This window comes from Hydrogenophaga sp. T2 (assembly GCF_049843535.1).
Taxonomy (GTDB): Bacteria; Pseudomonadota; Gammaproteobacteria; order Burkholderiales; family Burkholderiaceae_C; genus Hydrogenophaga; species Hydrogenophaga crocea.
Window position 1 is genome coordinate 557,776 of sequence record NZ_JBBHZJ010000002.1, and the last position, 14,328, is coordinate 572,103.

Sequence of the window (14,328 nt, forward strand, 5' to 3'; positions counted from 1 at the left end):
CGGACCTTTCAGAGCCGGTGGGTGCGGTCGCCCGCGCTGAAGCCGATCGGCACCCAGCCCGCGCTGCTCGCGCGCGGGGCGAGCGCGATCACCTTGAACAACTCGCCCATCTCGTGCTCGTTCACGAGCTTTTGCATCAGCGCGTTCTCGCGCACCCCGGCCTCGCGCGCCAGGTCGATCAGGCCGGCGTTGATGAGGAAGCGGCCCTGACCGGTGTAGCCGATCACGTCCAGGCCCGCGTCCTGCGCGGCGAGCGCGATGCCGGTGAAGTTCACGTGCGCGGTGATGTCCTTCTCACCCGGGTCGCCGAGCACGTCGTCGTCGCGGCGGTGGGCGCGGTGCGCCACCAGCGTGCCCATGGCGCGCTGCGGGTGGTAGTACTCGGCCTCGGGAAAGCCGTAGTCGAACAGAAAGGCCGCGCCGCGCGCGAGCCGGTCGGCCAGGGTGCGCACGAAGGCTTCGGCCTGCGGGTGGATCTCGGTGAGGTAGTCGTGCGCGCCGGGCACCTCGATCGGGGGGCGCAAGTCGGTGGGCCGGTCGGCCCAGGCCAGGCGCTCGCCGTCCAGCGCCACGCCGCGCTCGAACCACTGGCCGCCCACGCGCGCCAGCAGGGTCACGGGCATGGCGTCGAGCACCTCGTTGCCCACCACCACGCCCTCGAAGCGTTCGGGCAGCGCATCCACCCACTGCACCCGATCGGCGTGCGCGGCCAGTGTGGCGCGCTGGCGTTCGCGCAGCACGCCCGAGAGGTCGACGATGCGGTAGCGCACGGGCGGGCGGCCGCGCTCGGCCAGGCCTTCGATGAGCTGCAAGGCCAGCGCGCCGCTGCCGGCGCCGAACTCCCAGACCTCGTCGGTGCCGGTGGCGTCGAGCGCCTGCGCCACCTGGCGCGCGAGCGTGCGGCCGAACAGCGGCGTGAGCTCGGGCGCGGTCACGAAATCGCTGCCCTGCTGCGGCCCGTGGCCGAATTTGCGGCTGGGGTTGGCGTAGTAGCCCAGGCCGGGCTCGTAGAGCGCCAGCGCCATGTAGCGCTCGAACGGCAGCCAGCCGCCCGCGGCGCGAATGGCCGCGGCGATGCGCGCCCGCAGGGCGCTGGCTACACTCTCGGCCTCGTTCACGGGTGCGGTGTTCACGCGCCGCATTGTCCCCGATGGCCCCCACCCCACCCGCTTCCACCCCCGATTCGTCCCGCACCGCGCTGGTCACCGGCGCGGGCAAACGCCTGGGCCGCGAGATCGCCCTCACGCTCGCGCGCGCGGGCTGGAACGTCGCCATCCACCACCGGCATTCGGTGGACGAGGCGCGCCAGACCGCGGCCGACTGCGAGGCCGCCAGCGGTCGCGCCGGCAGCGCCCACACCTTCTTCGCCGACCTCGCCGACGAGCGCAGCGTGCGCGCCCTGCTGCCGGCCGTGGCGCAGCGCTTCGGCGCGGTCGACGCGGTGGTCAACAGCGCCTCGACCTTCGAGCACGACAGCGCGCGCAGCTTCGACTACGGCGCGATGGAAATGCACCTGCGCGCCAACACCGGCGCCGCGGTGGTGCTGGCCCAGGCCTTGCACGAACACCTGAGCGAACGCGGCACGCCCAACGGCCACGGGGCGGTGGTGAACCTGCTCGACCAGAAGCTCTGGAACATGAACCCGGACTTCTTCAGCTACACGCTGTCCAAGGCCGCGCTCGAGGCCGCGACCACCATGCTGGCGCTGGCGCTGGCGCCGCGCGTGCGCGTGGTCGGCGTGGCGCCCGGGCTCACGCTCACCAGCCACCTGCTCAGCGACGACAAGTTCGCCGAGCTGCACAAGCAGTCGCCGCTGGGCCGCTCGTCCACCGCGGCCGACGTGGCCGCGGCCGTGGCCTTCGTGCTGGCCAACGGGTCCATCACCGGCACCTCGCTGCTGGTCGACGGCGGCCAGCACCTGATGCGCTTCGAGCGCGACTTCTCCCTGATGTGAGGGCCCCATGATCCCCACCGTCGCCGGCAACCAGACCCTCACGCTCAGCGGCTTGCGCTTCGATGCCAACCTGGGCATCCTCGACCACGAAAAGCACGCGCCGCAGCCGATCCGCGTGGACGCCGAGCTCAACCAGGGCACGCAGCCGCTGCTGCCCAAGGACGACGACATCTCGCACGTGCTCGACTACCGCAAGGTGCGCCAGATCATCATCGACGAGTGCACCGCCGAGCACGTGAACCTGCTCGAGAGCCTGATCGGCAAGCTCACGCGCCGGCTCATGCAGCTGCCGGGCGTGATCGGCGTGCGCGTGAAGATCGCCAAGCTCGAAATCTTCGACGACTGCGAGGTCGCGATCCGCATGGAAAGCGGCCAGTGGTGAAGGCCCGAAAGGCACGAACATGAACATCGAACTCGAAAACCACAAGCTCGAGAAGCGCCTGTGCCGCGAGGTCGGCCGCGCCATCGTCGACCACAACATGATCGAGCAGGGCGACCGCGTGATGGTCTGCCTCTCGGGCGGCAAGGACAGCTACGGCATGCTCGACATCCTGCTCAAGCTGCAGGCGCGCGCACCGGTCGATTTCGAGCTCATCGCGGTCAACCTCGACCAGAAGCAGCCGGGCTTTCCGGAACACGTGCTGCCCGAGTACCTCACCAAGCTCGGCGTGAAGTTCCACATCGAGAACCAGGACACCTACTCGATCGTCAAGCGCGTGATCCCCGAGGGCAAGACGCTGTGCAGCCTGTGCAGCCGGCTGCGCCGCGGCATTCTCTACCGCGTGGCCGGCGAACTCGGCGCCACCAAGATCGCGCTCGGCCACCACCGCGACGACATCCTGCAGACGCTGCTGCTCAACATGTTCTTCGGCGCCAAGCTCAAGGGCATGCCGCCCAAGCTGGTGAGCGACGACGGCAAGAACGTGGTGATCCGCCCCATGGCCTACGTGCCCGAGAAAGACCTCGCGCGCTGGGCCGAGGTGCGGCAGTTCCCCATCATCCCGTGCACGCTGTGCGGCAGCCAGGAGAACCTGCAGCGCAAGCAGGTGGGCAATCTGCTGCGCGAGTGGGACGCGAAGTACCCGGGCCGCATCGAGAACATGTTCAACGCGCTGCAGAACGTGGTGCCCAGCCACCTCATGGACCGCACGCTGTTTCCGTTTGAAACCCTGCGCGCCACGGGCCAGCCCGATGATGGCGGCGACAAGGCCTTCGACGAAGAGCCCTGCGCCCCGCCCCCATCCGCGCCCACGCCCACGACCGCGGGCTGGGACGCCGACGGGAACCCGTCCGGCGCACGCACGGTCATACCCATCGCCGCCGGCGGCTGAGCCGGCCCCTCGCGGAGCCTGCATGAACACCGCCTTTCTGCGCCTCGCCGTTCCCGCCCTCGCCGCGCTGCTGCTCTCGGGCTGCGCCTCGGTCTTCCTGGTCGACAACCAGGTGCAGAGCTTTCCGCGCTGGCAGGACCGCGCCCCCAACGCCGGCGTGCCCGCGGCGCCCCAGGTCTACCGCTTCGAGCGCCTGCCTTCGCAACAGGAAGCGAACGCGCGCGGCCAGGACGAACTCGAGCGGTATGCCGAGGCCTCGCTCGCCAAGCTCGGCTGGACCCGCGCGGCGCCCGGCGTGTCGGCGCCCTGGTCGGTGCAGGTGAATGCGAGCGTGGTGCGGCTGCCCCACGCGCCCTGGGAAAGCCCCTGGGACCGCTGGGGGCCCTACGGCTACTACGGCTCGCCCTTCGCGCTGCCGGGCCGCGACTACGTGGTCACGGGCAGCGGCCAGGTGATCTTCTTCCCGCCCGTGCCGCGCTTCGAGACCCCCTACTACCAGCGCAGCGTCTCGCTCGTGATCCGCGACGCCGCGAGCAACCGCGTGGTCTACGAAACGCGCGGCGCGCACGACGGCCGCTGGAACAGCACGCCCGCGCTCTGGACCGCGATGCTCGATGCCGCGCTGCAGGGCTTTCCCACGCCGCCGGCCGGCGTGCGCCAGGTCAACATCGAGGTGCCGCGCTGATCAGGCGCCGGCGGGCTCGAGCAGGCCGCGGATCGCGGCGCCCAGCGCGTCCATGCTGTCCTGCTTGGCCATGACCTCGGTGATGCCGATGGCCGCGGCCTCGGCGATCAGCGCGTCGCTCACGTGGCCCGACACCACCGCCATGCGCAGCGCGGGGCGCAGCCGGCGCAGCTCGCGCGCCGCCTCGATGCCCGAGAGCCCGGGCATGTTCTGGTCGGTCACGAGCAGGTCCACGGGTTCGTCGGGGTGCGCGGCGAACCAGTCGATCGCCGCCTGCCCGGACTCGAAGGTGGTCACGCGGTAGCCCTGCTTGCGCAGCAGCCGGTTGACCAGGAACACCAGGGCCTCGTAGTCGTCCACGTAGACCACGTGCAGGCCGGCGCGCACCGGCTCGAGCGGCGCCGCCGCGGGCGCGATGGCGTCCGCCTGCGGCGCGACATCGGCCGCGGCGAGCGGCAGGTAGACGTCGAAACGCGCCCCCGCGCCCGGCCGGCTCACGAGCCCGATCGCGCCGCGGTGTGCCTTGACGATGCCGTGCACCACGGCCAGGCCCAGGCCGGTCCCCGTGCCCGGGGCCTTGGTGGTGAAGAAGGGTTCGAACACGCGGCGCTGCGTGGCTTCATCCATGCCCGGGCCGTTGTCGGCCACGCTCAGCCGCGCATAGGCGCCGGGCTCGATGGCGCCGAGCTGCAGCGCGTGGCCCGCATCCAGCGTCACGGCTTCGAGCGTCACCGTGACCTCGCCGGCCCGGCCTTCGAAAGCCTGCCAGGCATTGGTGCACAGGTTCATGAGCACCTGCTGCATCTGCGTGCCGTCGACCAGCACGGGCAAGGCTTGCTCGGACAGCCGCGTGGTCAGCCGCACGCCCGCGGGCAGCAGCGAACGCATGAGGCGCAGCGCCTCGTCCACCAGCGGCAGCAGCGGCTGGCGCTCCATCACCTGCGTGCCGCGCCGGCTGAAGGTGAGGATCTGCTGCACCAGCTGGCGCGCGCGGATCGCCGCGCGGTTGATCTCGGCCAGGCTTTCCTGGGCCGGGTGGTCGGGGCCCACGTCTTCGCGCGCCAGCACCAGGTTGCCGAGGATGGCCGCGAGCAGGTTGTTGAAGTCGTGCGCCACGCCGCCGGCCAGGGTGCCGATGGCTTCCATCTTCTGGCTCTCGCGCAGCTGCGCCTCGAGCGCATGGCGCTGCTCCTCGGCCTGCTTCATCTCGGTGATGTCGGTGTGCGTGCCCACCATGCGCAACGGCCGGCCCTGCTCGTCGCGCGCGATCACCATGCCGCGCGTGAGCACCCAGACCCAGCGCCCGTCTTTGGCCTGCACGCGGTGTTCGTTGCGGTACACGCGCGAGCGGCCCTCGAAGTGGGCGATGCGCGCGAGGCTCATGCCCACCACGTCGTCGGGATGGGTGCGGGCGTCGAGCGCCACCGCTTCGCCGCGCAGTTCTTCGCGCGTGTAGCCATACAGCGCGAGCATGCTGTCCGAGAGGTATTCCTCGCCGGTCACGAGGTTCCAGTCCCACACGCCCTCGCCCGCGCTTTCCAGCGCCAGCTTCCAGAGCGCCTCGTTTTCGTGCAGGGCGTCTTCGGCGCGCTTGCGTTCGGTGATGTCGAGCAGCACGCCCACGCGGTGCACGCCTTCGCTGTCGCGCCGCACTTCGATCGAGCGGTTGTGCACCCACTTGACGCGGCCGTCGGCGAGGCGGATGCGGAACTCGCCCGAGAGCACCAGCGACTGCTCGAGCAGCGCCTGGGTCTCGACCTGCAGCCGGGGGGCATCGTCGGGGTGCAGCATGCGTGCGATCAGCGTCGCGTCGCGCATCACGTCTTCGGGTTCCACGCCGTACAGCTCGCGCACGCCGGAGCTCACGAAGCGGTAGCTGCGCGAGCCGTCGTGGTGCACCACGAGCGAGAACAGCATGCCGGGGATCTGGTCGGCCAGCGCCCGCATGCGCTCCTGCTGCTCGTCGATGGCCTGCTGCTGGGCCATCTGGGCGCTGATGTCTTCGACCGTGCCTTCGTAGAACAGCACCTGGCCGCTGGCGTCGCGCACCACGTGGGCGTTTTCGCGCACCCACATGCGCTCGCCGACGTGGCGGCTGCGGACCTCGGACACGAAGCCACGCACCGCGCCATCGCGCGCCAGCAGCGCGCGGAATTCGGCGCGGCGCTGCGGGTCGACGTACCAGCCGTCGGCGTCGGCGCGCGCATGGGTCAGCAGCTCGTCGACGTCGCGAAAGCCATTGATGCGCGCCAGTTGCGCGTTGGCGTGAATCATCTGCCCGTCGGCGGAGCTGCGGTAAGCACCGATCGGCAGGAAGTGGAACAGCGTGGTGAAGTCGGCGCCCGGTGCGCTCGGCGAATCCATGCGGCCCATTGTCTCGCAAGGCCCGGTACATTTCATCGGTCTTTCCACGCCCTCCAACGCTTTGCAAGCCACCCGAATCCTGGCCGTGCGCCACGGTGAAACCGCCTGGAACCGCGACACCCGCATCCAGGGCCACACCGACATCGACCTCAACGAACACGGCCGCTGGCAGGCCGCGCGGCTGGGCCAGGCCCTGCGCGACGAGCCCATCGCCGCCGTCTACAGCAGCGACCTCAAACGCGCGCGCGACACCGCGCAGGCCGTGGCCGAGCGCCATGGCCTGCCGATCCACACCCACATCGGGCTGCGCGAACGCGGCTTCGGCCGCTTCGAAGGCCACACCTGGGACGAGCTGGCCCTGCGCTACCCCACCGAAACCCTGGCCTGGCGCAAGCGCATGCCCGATTTCGCGCCCCCGGGCGGCGAAACCCTGGTGCAGCTGCGCGAGCGCGTGGTCGCCGCCGTCGAGGAACTCGCGCAGCAGCACCTGGGCGAGCAGATCCTGCTGGTGGCGCACGGCGGCGTGCTCGACGTGATCTACCGCGCCGCCACGCGCCTGGAGCTGCAGGCGCCGCGCACCTGGCAGCTCGCCAATGCCGGCGTGAACCGCCTGCTCTGGTCGCCCGAAGGCCTGAGCCTGGTGGGCTGGGGCGACGTGAGCCACCTGCAGGTGGGCGACGACGAGGACGTGCTCGATGAACGCAGCGCCTGACCGCTTTTCGCACCTGGTCGGCCAGCCCGTGGCCACGATCGACACGCCCGCGCTGGTGCTCGACCTCGACGCCATGGACCGCAACCTGCACCGCATGGCCGACTTCTGCCGCGCGCGCGGCCTGCGGCTGCGCCCGCACGCCAAGATGCACAAGTGCGCCGAGCTCGCCAGGCTGCAGATGGCGCACGGCGCGGTGGGCGTGTGCGTGCAGAAGATCGGCGAGGCGCTGGCGCTGGCCGCGCAAGGCGTGAGCGACATCTACGTGAGCAACGAGGTGGTGGACGCAGCCAAGCTTGCGCGCCTGGCCGCGGCGGTGCGCACGGGCGGCACGCGCTTCGGCCTCGCGGTCGACAGCGCGCTCGGCGTGCAGCGCCTGGCCGACGCACTGGCGCACGCGGGCGTGACCGCGGCTGCAGCGGTCGACGTGTATGTGGAGATCGACGTGGGCCACGGCCGCTGCGGCGCGGCCCCGGGCGAGCCCGCGCTGGCGCTGGCGCGCGCGGTGGCGGCCCAGCCGGTGCTGCGCTTCGCGGGCCTGCAGGCCTACCACGGCACGGCCCAGCACCAGCGCTCGGGCGCCGAACGCCGCGCCAGCATCGCGCGCGCCGCCGAGGCGGTGGCGCTCACCCGCGGCCTGCTGGAGGCCTCGGGCCTTGCGGTGCCGCTGGTCACGGGTGCGGGCACCGGCACCTTCGTGCACGAGACCGCCAGCGGCCAGTGGGGCGAGCTGCAGGCCGGCTCCTACCTGTTCATGGACGCCGATTACGCGGCCAACACGGCCGACGCCGACGCGCCGGCCTTCGAGCACGCGCTGTTCGTGAAGGCCCAGGTGATGAGCCGGCCCGAGGGCCGCGCGGTGATCGACGCCGGCCACAAGAGCCACGCCATCGACAGCGGCCTGCCACGCGTGTGGTGGCCCGAGGGCCTGGACTTCGCCAACGGCGGCGACGAGCACGGCGTGCTGCGCGGCGCGCACCTGCCCGCACTGGGCGACACCGTGTGGCTGGTGCCCGGCCACTGCGACCCCACGGTGAACCTGCACGACGTGCTGGTGGGCGTGCGTGGCGGCCTGAGCGCCGGCCACGTGGAACGGCTGTTGCGCGTGGACGCGCGCGGGGCCTTGGGCTAACGCGGGCCGTAGGGGCGCGCCTCGAGCCCGAGGTTGCGCACGGTCTCGGCCGCGGCCGTGGCCTCTTCGGCCGATTCGAGCGGGCCCACGCGCACGCGCGTGAGCGTGCCGCGCGCCGATTCCAGCGGATCGCTCACCACCGGCAAGCCGGCATCGCGCAGCCGCTTGGCCACGCGCTCGGCATTGGCCGGGTCGGCAAAGATGCCCACGGACACGCCATGGCCGCCCAGGCGCGGGCGCAGCGCGGCGTTGTTGTCGGGCGCGGGTGCGGGTGTGGGTGCGAGGAGGGTCGGTGCGGGCTTTGGCGCGGGTGCGGCAACGGGTGCAGGTGCAGGTGCAGGTGCAGGTGCAGGCACGGCCGGGGCCGGCACAGGCTCCGGTGCGGGTGCCGCCGGTGGCTCTGCCGGCGGCGGTGACGGCGGCACAGACGGCTCGGGCGCCGGCTCGGGCGCGGGCGGCGGCTCAGCAGGCGGCGCGGCTGGGGGCGCCGGCACGGCCTCGGCCACGAGCGGTTCGGGCCGGGGCGGCGGCGGCGAATCGCCCCAGGGGGACCCGCCCATGCACCAGGCCAGCAGCGCCGCGATCTCGAGCAGCAGCACGAGCAGCCAGGCCTTGTGCGCCAGCGCGGGCCGCGCGAGCCGGTCGCAGGCCTCCTGCACGGTCCTGGCCTCGCGCACCGCATCGGTCATGCGCTGGCGCACTGCGGCGTGCAGCCAGGCGTCGCCCCACCAGCCGGGCGCGGCCACGGCCACCACGGCGATGGCCGCGAGCAGGCCCCAGCGCACGCCCGCGGGCCAGGGCCCGGTGTGGGCCTGCAGCCACCACCAGGCCCCGAGGGCCAGGGCCAGCAAGGCCATGTGCAGCAGGGCCGCGCGCCAGAGCCGGCGGTACAGCAGCCAGTGCCAGCCCAGCCAGCCCGCCGCGTGGTTCCAGTGGGGACGCGCCACGCCGAGCTCGTCGAAGCGCGCGAAGGCCGGCAGGTAGTGCCCCAGCGCGCGCGGGCCCAGCGCCGCGCGGTACAGCGACTCGGTGGCGCTGGCCGGCTGTGCCTGTGACAGCGCCCTCGGGTCGGCGGGAGGCGTGTCGCTCATGGCGGTGTCAGCCGGCGTCGGAGAACAGCCCGCCCTCGCCTTGGGGCGGCACCACGCCCAGGTGGCGGTAGGCCGCGAGCGTGGCGGTGCGCCCGCGCGGCGTGCGCTGCAGGTAGCCCTGCTGGATCAGGTAGGGCTCGATCACGTCCTCGATGGTGTCGCGCTCTTCGCCGATGCTCGCGGCGATGTTGTCCAGGCCCACGGGGCCGCCGTCGAAGCGGTGGATCACGGCCTCCAGCAGCTTGCGGTCCATCAGGTCGAAGCCCTGGGGGTCGACATCGAGCATGGCGAGCGCGCGCTCGGCGATGTCCTTCGAGATGTGGCCGCCGCCCTTCACGTCGGCGTAGTCGCGCACCCGGCGCAGCAGCCGGTTGGCGATGCGCGGCGTGCCGCGCGAGCGGCGCGCGATCTCGAACGCGCCTTCGGCGTCGATGGGCGCGTTGAGCAGGCCCGCACTGCGGCGCACGATGCGCGCGAGCTCGTCGGCCGTGTAGAACTCCAGCCGCGCCACGATGCCGAAGCGGTCGCGCAGCGGGTTGGTGAGCATGCCCGCGCGCGTGGTCGCACCCACGAGGGTGAACGGCTGCAGGTCGAGCTTGATGCTGCGCGCCGCCGGGCCCTCGCCGATCATGATGTCGATCTGGTAGTCCTCGAGCGCGGGGTAGAGGATTTCCTCGACCACGGGCGAGAGCCGGTGGATCTCGTCGATGAAGAGCACGTCGTTGGGCTCGAGGTTGGTCAGCAGCGCCGCCAGGTCCTTGGGCTTTTCGAGCACCGGGCCGCTGGTCTGGCGCAGGTTCACGCCGAGCTCCTGCGCAATGATGTGCGACAGCGTGGTCTTGCCCAGGCCGGGCGGGCCGAACAGCAGCACGTGGTCGAGCGCCTCGGCGCGCTTCTTCGCGGCGCCGATGAAGATCTCAAGCTGCTCGCGCACCTTCATCTGGCCCACGTACTCGTCGAGCAGCTTGGGGCGCAGCGCGCGCTCGATCGCCTCTTCCTTGGGCGACACGCTCACCGGCGAGATGACGCGCGGTGACGGGGCGAAATCGTCGGTCTGGATGCTCATTTGCCTGGCGAGCTTACTTGGCGAGCGCCTTGAGCGCGAGCTTGATGCCGTCGGTGACGCCGACGTCGGCCGGTAGCGCCTTGAGCGCGGCGGCCGCGTCTTTTTCGCTGTAGCCCAGCGCCATCAGCGCCTGCTGGATATCGGTCTGCGCGTCGCTGCGCGTGGCGCCCGCGGGCAGGCCCAGGTCGACGCCGATCTTGCCCTTGAGCTCGAGCAGCAGCCGCTCGGCGGTCTTCTTGCCGATGCCGGGCACCTTCACGAGCCGGCCCGGCTCCTGTGCGCTCACGGCCTGGGCCAGGTCGTTCACCGACAGGCCCGAGAGCACGGCCAGCGCGGTGCGCGGGCCCACGCCGCTGATCTTGATGAGCTGCCGGAAGGCGTCGCGCTCGCCCGCGGTGGCGAAGCCGTACAGGATCTGCGCATCCTCGCGCACCACGAAGTGCGTCAGCAGGGACAGCTTCTCGCCGCTGGCGGGCAGGTGGTAGAAGGTGCTCATGGGCACGTCCACCTCGTAGCCCACGCCGTGGCAATCGAGCAGGATCTGGGGCGGGTTCTTCTCCAGCAGCGTGCCGGTCAACTTGCCTATCATCGGTGTCCTTCGAGTCGTTCGCCGGGCCGCCCCAAGAACGACCGCACCCCCTCGGGGGGCCTGGCTTCGCCAGGGTCGGGGGTCCATCTTTTTACGCTCGCAGGATTATCGGCTTGATTCTCAGACACACCTTCAGCCCGCCGGACAACACCCGCATGGCGCACCTGTGCGGCCCGCTGGACAGCCACATCCGCGCGATCGAAGCCGCGCTGCAGGTGAAGGTGGCGCACCGCTTCGAGCAATTCCGCATCGAAGGCCCCAAGGCCCGGGCGCAGCAGGCGCTCGAGGTGATCCAGGCGCTCTACGAGATGGCGCGCGGCCCGATCCCGCCCGAGCAGGTGCAGCTCATGCTCAGCGGCGACACCGCGCTGACCGAACCCGGCGAGGGCGCGCTGGCCATGCAGACGCGCCGCGGCGAGGTGCGCGGGCGCACGCCCAACCAGGCGCGCTACCTCGAGAACATGGCCCAGCACGACATCACCTTCGGCATCGGCCCCGCGGGCACGGGCAAGACCTACCTGGCCGTGGCCTGCGCGGTCGACGCGCTCGAGCGCAGCGCGGTGCAGCGCATCGTGCTCACGCGGCCCGCGGTCGAGGCCGGCGAGAAGCTCGGCTTCCTGCCCGGCGACCTGGGGCAGAAGGTCGACCCCTACCTGCGCCCGCTCTACGACGCGCTCTACGACCTCATGGGCTTCGACAAGGTGCAGAAGGCCTTCGAGCGCCAGCAGATCGAGATCGCGCCGCTGGCCTTCATGCGCGGGCGCACGCTCAACCATGCCTTCGTCATCCTCGACGAGGCGCAGAACACCACGCCCGAGCAGATGAAGATGTTCCTCACCCGCATCGGCTTCGGCAGCAAGGCCGTGGTCACGGGCGACGTGAGCCAGATCGACCTGCCCGCCACGCAGCTCTCGGGCCTGATCGACGCCGAGCGGGTGCTCAAGCGCGTCAACGGCATCGGCTTCAACCGCCTCACCAGCGCCGACGTGGTGCGCCACCCGCTGGTGGCCCGCATCGTCGACGCCTACGAGGCGCGCAGCCCCGCGCGCGAAGACGCCCCCGCGCCGCGCCGCGCGCGCCGCAGCGCCGCCTGACCCCAACGCCCCCGACCGCGAGCGCCGCCCCATGGCCCTGCCCGACCTCACCCTGTCCCTGCAGTTCGGCCGCTTCGACGGCGTGGCCGAACACCGCGCCGCGCTGCCGCGCCACTTCGTGCGCCGCTGCATGCGCCATGCGCTGGACGCCGACGCCGAGATCACCGTGCGCATCGTCGACGCCGAAGAAGGCCGGGCGCTCAACCGCGACTACCGCGGCCGCGACTACGCCACCAACGTGCTCACCTTCGACTACGCCACCGAGCCCGTGGTGATGGCCGACCTGGTGCTGTGCGCCCCCGTGGTCGCCGCCGAGGCGAAGCAGCTCGGCAAGCCGCTGGCCGCGCACTACGCGCACCTGCTGGTGCACGGCACCCTGCACGCCCAGGGCTGGGACCACGAAACCAGCGAGGCCGACGCCGACGCCATGGAAGCGCGCGAAACCGCCATCCTCGCGGGCCTGGGCGAACCCGACCCCTACGCCGATCCCCGCGCCTGAGCGGCTTCAGCCGCCTCAGCAGCCGGCGCTGCCGTCCCAGCGTTCGATCGGGAAACGCAGGCCGCCGGCCTCGATGTCGCGGCCCGGCCGGACCCGCAAGCCCACCTGCCCCGCGCGCACCGCGTCGAACAGGCGCTCGCCCGCTTCGCGGCGCTGGCAGCGTTCGTCCACCCCGAGCGCCGGCAACTGCCCGCGCGAAAACCACTCGCCCTGCGGATTCGCCGCCCACAGACTGCCGCCCACGCCCGGCTCGCGCGACAGCAGCGTGAACACGCCCTCGCCCGCCACCTCGGCCGGCAGCCGCCAGACCAGGCAGGTCTCGGGCGTGCAATGCCCCAGGTATTCGCCCCGCACGAGCGCGCCGTAGAGTGCGGCCGGCACCGCGGTGCCGGCGGGCAGCACCGGCAGCGTCTTCACGAGTTCGGCCTCGAGCGCCTTGCGCTCGCGCGCGCTGAGCAGCGCGTGGTGCGCCAGCCGCTGGCGCGCCACCGGCACGCCGCCGAGCGCGGGGTCGTTGGCGGCCAGCGCCTCGAGCGCGCGGCGCCCGAACACGCCGCCCTCGCGTGCGAGGTAGCGCACCAGACCCTCTTCGTCCGGCGCGCCGCGGGCCAGGCGCTGCAGCTGGTCGCTCACGCTCAGGCGGCGCGGGTCCAGCGCACCGCCCACGAGCAGCAACAGGCCGGCCACCACGAAGACCGCAGCCGCCGCGTTGGCGGCGGGCACCAGGCAGCGCTCGCGCCGGCCCGCCCATTCGGCCAGCGCGTTGAGCGCATAGCCCAGCGCGAACACCGCCACCACCCCGGCCACGAACACGCCCCAGACGCGGTCCACCGTCCAGCCGTGCTGCGCGATGCGCAGGCCCAGCGCGTACACCGCCACCGCCACCATGGGCAGCAGCACCAGCAGGCCGGTGGACAGCGCGCGGCGCAGCCAGCGCGGGTAACGCGGGGCGTCGAGGCCGCCGCGCGACGCCGCATTCACCAGCAGCACGCACAGCACCGCGAACCACAGCAGCAGAAAGGCCGCGCGGCGCGTCTGCAGCAGCGGTCCGATGCCCTGCACCAGCCAGCTCGCCACGAAGGCCAGGCCCAGCGCGCCCGCCAGCGGGTAGATCCAGCCGCACAGCTGCGTGAGGCGCTCGAACAGGAAGCGCGCGACGCCGCGGTGCTTCACCGCGAGCGACACGCCATAGCCGAACACCAGCGCGGTGGCGGGAATCCAGAACGCCGCGTGTTCGATGAGCTGGTGCAGAAAGGGCAGCTTCACGAGCCGGAACAGGCTGGCCGCGCTGAACAGCACGAGCCAGAACAGGCCCGTGACCAGGCCGCCCTGCAAGAGCAGCAGGGTGTTGTGCAGCAGGCCGTCGAACCAGGCCTCGTAGCGCACGCGCGCGCCCTGCGCCACCGCGAGCGCGGGCACGGCCACCAGCAGCGCCAGCGCGAGCAGCAGCAGGGGCGGCAGCGTGTCGTCGGGCGTGAACGGCAGGCGTTCACCATCGAGCAGGCCGAGCCCGCTCACCGTGAGCCCGTGGTACAGGCCGACGGCCAGCGCCAGCGCGCCCGCGCCCAGCGCGATGCCGGCGCGGCGGCGCAGCGGCGCGGCGCTCGACAGGTAGAACGCGAGCGGCGCCAGCGCCATGAACAGCAGCAGCGGCACGAACACCGCGGGCTGCGTCGCCGGCCACACGGGGGTCGGGGCGGTCGCCGAGGCGTAGAGCGCGCCGGCGAGCAGGGCCTGCAGCGCGCCCACCAGCAGGTGGGCACGGGCTTCGGCATCGCGCGGGGTGGCGGGGGTGGGGGCGGCGGTGTCCATGC

The 14,328-nt window shown here is 72.3% G+C and carries 14 protein-coding genes; 8 read left to right on the forward strand and 6 right to left on the reverse strand.

Features of this window, described 5'->3' with window-relative positions; translation table 11 throughout:
• Positions 1–8 precede the first annotated feature (8 nt).
• Positions 9–1,142, reverse strand: coding sequence for a class I SAM-dependent methyltransferase (locus tag WDZ95_RS06290; RefSeq protein ID WP_425777028.1), 1,134 nt, complete (start codon positions 1,140–1,142; stop codon positions 9–11).
• Between the two features lie 8 nt (positions 1,143–1,150).
• On the opposite strand from WDZ95_RS06290, the gene WDZ95_RS06295 reads away from it, so the two are divergent.
• The 4 genes from WDZ95_RS06295 to WDZ95_RS06310 are packed head-to-tail and all read left to right on the forward strand — an operon-like array spanning position 1,151 to position 3,970.
• Positions 1,151–1,954: an SDR family oxidoreductase gene (locus WDZ95_RS06295; protein WP_425777030.1), complete on the forward strand. Its 804-nt coding sequence runs from the start codon at positions 1,151–1,153 to the stop codon at positions 1,952–1,954.
• A 7-nt stretch (positions 1,955–1,961) separates the two neighbouring features.
• Positions 1,962–2,336: a dihydroneopterin aldolase gene (locus WDZ95_RS06300; RefSeq protein WP_166229913.1), complete on the forward strand. Its 375-nt coding sequence runs from the start codon at positions 1,962–1,964 to the stop codon at positions 2,334–2,336.
• A gap of 19 nt (positions 2,337–2,355) precedes the next feature.
• Positions 2,356–3,285 (forward strand): tRNA 2-thiocytidine(32) synthetase TtcA, encoded by a 930-nt coding sequence (gene ttcA, locus WDZ95_RS06305; protein WP_425777033.1) that lies wholly within the window; start codon positions 2,356–2,358, stop codon positions 3,283–3,285.
• 22 nt (positions 3,286–3,307) lie between these two features.
• Positions 3,308–3,970 (forward strand): DUF4136 domain-containing protein, encoded by a 663-nt coding sequence (locus WDZ95_RS06310; protein ID WP_425777035.1) that lies wholly within the window; start codon positions 3,308–3,310, stop codon positions 3,968–3,970.
• Here the strand turns inward: WDZ95_RS06310 and WDZ95_RS06315 are convergent, their stop codons facing one another.
• Positions 3,971–6,334: a PAS domain-containing protein gene (locus tag WDZ95_RS06315; protein WP_425777037.1), complete on the reverse strand. Its 2,364-nt coding sequence runs from the start codon at positions 6,332–6,334 to the stop codon at positions 3,971–3,973. It abuts the gene before it with no gap.
• Positions 6,335–6,395: 61 nt separating this feature from the next.
• Here WDZ95_RS06315 and WDZ95_RS06320 point away from each other — a divergent pair, with 61 nt between their 5' ends.
• Positions 6,396–7,046 (forward strand): histidine phosphatase family protein, encoded by a 651-nt coding sequence (locus WDZ95_RS06320; RefSeq protein ID WP_205710680.1) that lies wholly within the window; start codon positions 6,396–6,398, stop codon positions 7,044–7,046.
• On the forward strand, positions 7,030–8,175 hold the full coding sequence (locus tag WDZ95_RS06325) for a DSD1 family PLP-dependent enzyme (RefSeq protein WP_425777039.1): 1,146 nt from the start codon (positions 7,030–7,032) through the stop codon (positions 8,173–8,175). The genes WDZ95_RS06320 and WDZ95_RS06325 overlap by 17 nt, the downstream gene beginning before the upstream one ends.
• On the opposite strand, the gene WDZ95_RS06330 is transcribed toward WDZ95_RS06325, so the two are convergent.
• Genes WDZ95_RS06330 through ruvA form a run of 3 tightly spaced genes read right to left on the reverse strand, consistent with a single transcriptional unit; the run spans position 8,172 to position 10,921 of the window.
• Positions 8,172–9,266 carry an SPOR domain-containing protein gene (locus WDZ95_RS06330; RefSeq protein WP_425777041.1) on the reverse strand — a complete coding sequence of 365 codons (1,095 nt, stop codon included), beginning with the start codon at positions 9,264–9,266 and terminating at the stop codon, positions 8,172–8,174. The genes WDZ95_RS06325 and WDZ95_RS06330 overlap by 4 nt on opposite strands.
• A 7-nt stretch (positions 9,267–9,273) precedes the next feature.
• Positions 9,274–10,332, reverse strand: a complete 1,059-nt coding sequence (gene ruvB / locus WDZ95_RS06335) for a Holliday junction branch migration DNA helicase RuvB (protein WP_425777043.1) — start codon at positions 10,330–10,332, stop codon at positions 9,274–9,276.
• Between the two features lie 13 nt (positions 10,333–10,345).
• Positions 10,346–10,921 carry a Holliday junction branch migration protein RuvA gene (ruvA, locus tag WDZ95_RS06340; protein ID WP_166229899.1) on the reverse strand — a complete coding sequence of 192 codons (576 nt, stop codon included), beginning with the start codon at positions 10,919–10,921 and terminating at the stop codon, positions 10,346–10,348.
• Between the two features lie 113 nt (positions 10,922–11,034).
• Between ruvA and WDZ95_RS06345 the strand changes: the two genes are divergently transcribed.
• Both WDZ95_RS06345 and ybeY read left to right on the forward strand, forming a co-directional pair.
• Complete coding sequence (locus WDZ95_RS06345) at positions 11,035–12,015, forward strand: PhoH family protein (protein ID WP_425777046.1); 981 nt, start codon at positions 11,035–11,037, stop codon at positions 12,013–12,015.
• Positions 12,016–12,046: 31 nt separating this feature from the next.
• On the forward strand, positions 12,047–12,514 hold the full coding sequence (gene ybeY / locus WDZ95_RS06350; protein WP_425777048.1) for an rRNA maturation RNase YbeY: 468 nt from the start codon (positions 12,047–12,049) through the stop codon (positions 12,512–12,514).
• 15 nt (positions 12,515–12,529) lie between these two features.
• On the opposite strand, the gene WDZ95_RS06355 is transcribed toward ybeY, so the two are convergent.
• Positions 12,530–14,326 carry a hypothetical protein gene (locus WDZ95_RS06355; protein ID WP_425777050.1) on the reverse strand — a complete coding sequence of 599 codons (1,797 nt, stop codon included), beginning with the start codon at positions 14,324–14,326 and terminating at the stop codon, positions 12,530–12,532.
• Between the last annotated feature and the right edge of the window lie 2 nt (positions 14,327–14,328).

Excerpts from the sequence above, each read along its gene's own strand:
- ruvB (WP_425777043.1), bottom strand. The coding sequence starts at position 10,332 with ATGAGCATCCAGACCGACGATTTCGCCCCGTCACCGCGCGTCATCTCG.
- WDZ95_RS06330 (WP_425777041.1), bottom strand. The coding sequence starts at position 9,266 with ATGAGCGACACGCCTCCCGCCGACCCGAGGGCGCTGTCACAGGCACAG.
- WDZ95_RS06290 (WP_425777028.1), bottom strand. The coding sequence starts at position 1,142 with ATGCGGCGCGTGAACACCGCACCCGTGAACGAGGCCGAGAGTGTAGCC.
- ruvA (WP_166229899.1), bottom strand. The coding sequence starts at position 10,921 with ATGATAGGCAAGTTGACCGGCACGCTGCTGGAGAAGAACCCGCCCCAG.
- WDZ95_RS06325 (WP_425777039.1), top strand. The coding sequence starts at position 7,030 with ATGAACGCAGCGCCTGACCGCTTTTCGCACCTGGTCGGCCAGCCCGTG.
- ybeY (WP_425777048.1), top strand. The coding sequence starts at position 12,047 with ATGGCCCTGCCCGACCTCACCCTGTCCCTGCAGTTCGGCCGCTTCGAC.
- WDZ95_RS06315 (WP_425777037.1), bottom strand. The coding sequence starts at position 6,334 with ATGGATTCGCCGAGCGCACCGGGCGCCGACTTCACCACGCTGTTCCAC.
- WDZ95_RS06355 (WP_425777050.1), bottom strand. The coding sequence starts at position 14,326 with ATGGACACCGCCGCCCCCACCCCCGCCACCCCGCGCGATGCCGAAGCC.
- ttcA (WP_425777033.1), top strand. The coding sequence starts at position 2,356 with ATGAACATCGAACTCGAAAACCACAAGCTCGAGAAGCGCCTGTGCCGC.
- WDZ95_RS06310 (WP_425777035.1), top strand. The coding sequence starts at position 3,308 with ATGAACACCGCCTTTCTGCGCCTCGCCGTTCCCGCCCTCGCCGCGCTG.
- WDZ95_RS06295 (WP_425777030.1), top strand. The coding sequence starts at position 1,151 with ATGGCCCCCACCCCACCCGCTTCCACCCCCGATTCGTCCCGCACCGCG.
- WDZ95_RS06300 (WP_166229913.1), top strand. The coding sequence starts at position 1,962 with ATGATCCCCACCGTCGCCGGCAACCAGACCCTCACGCTCAGCGGCTTG.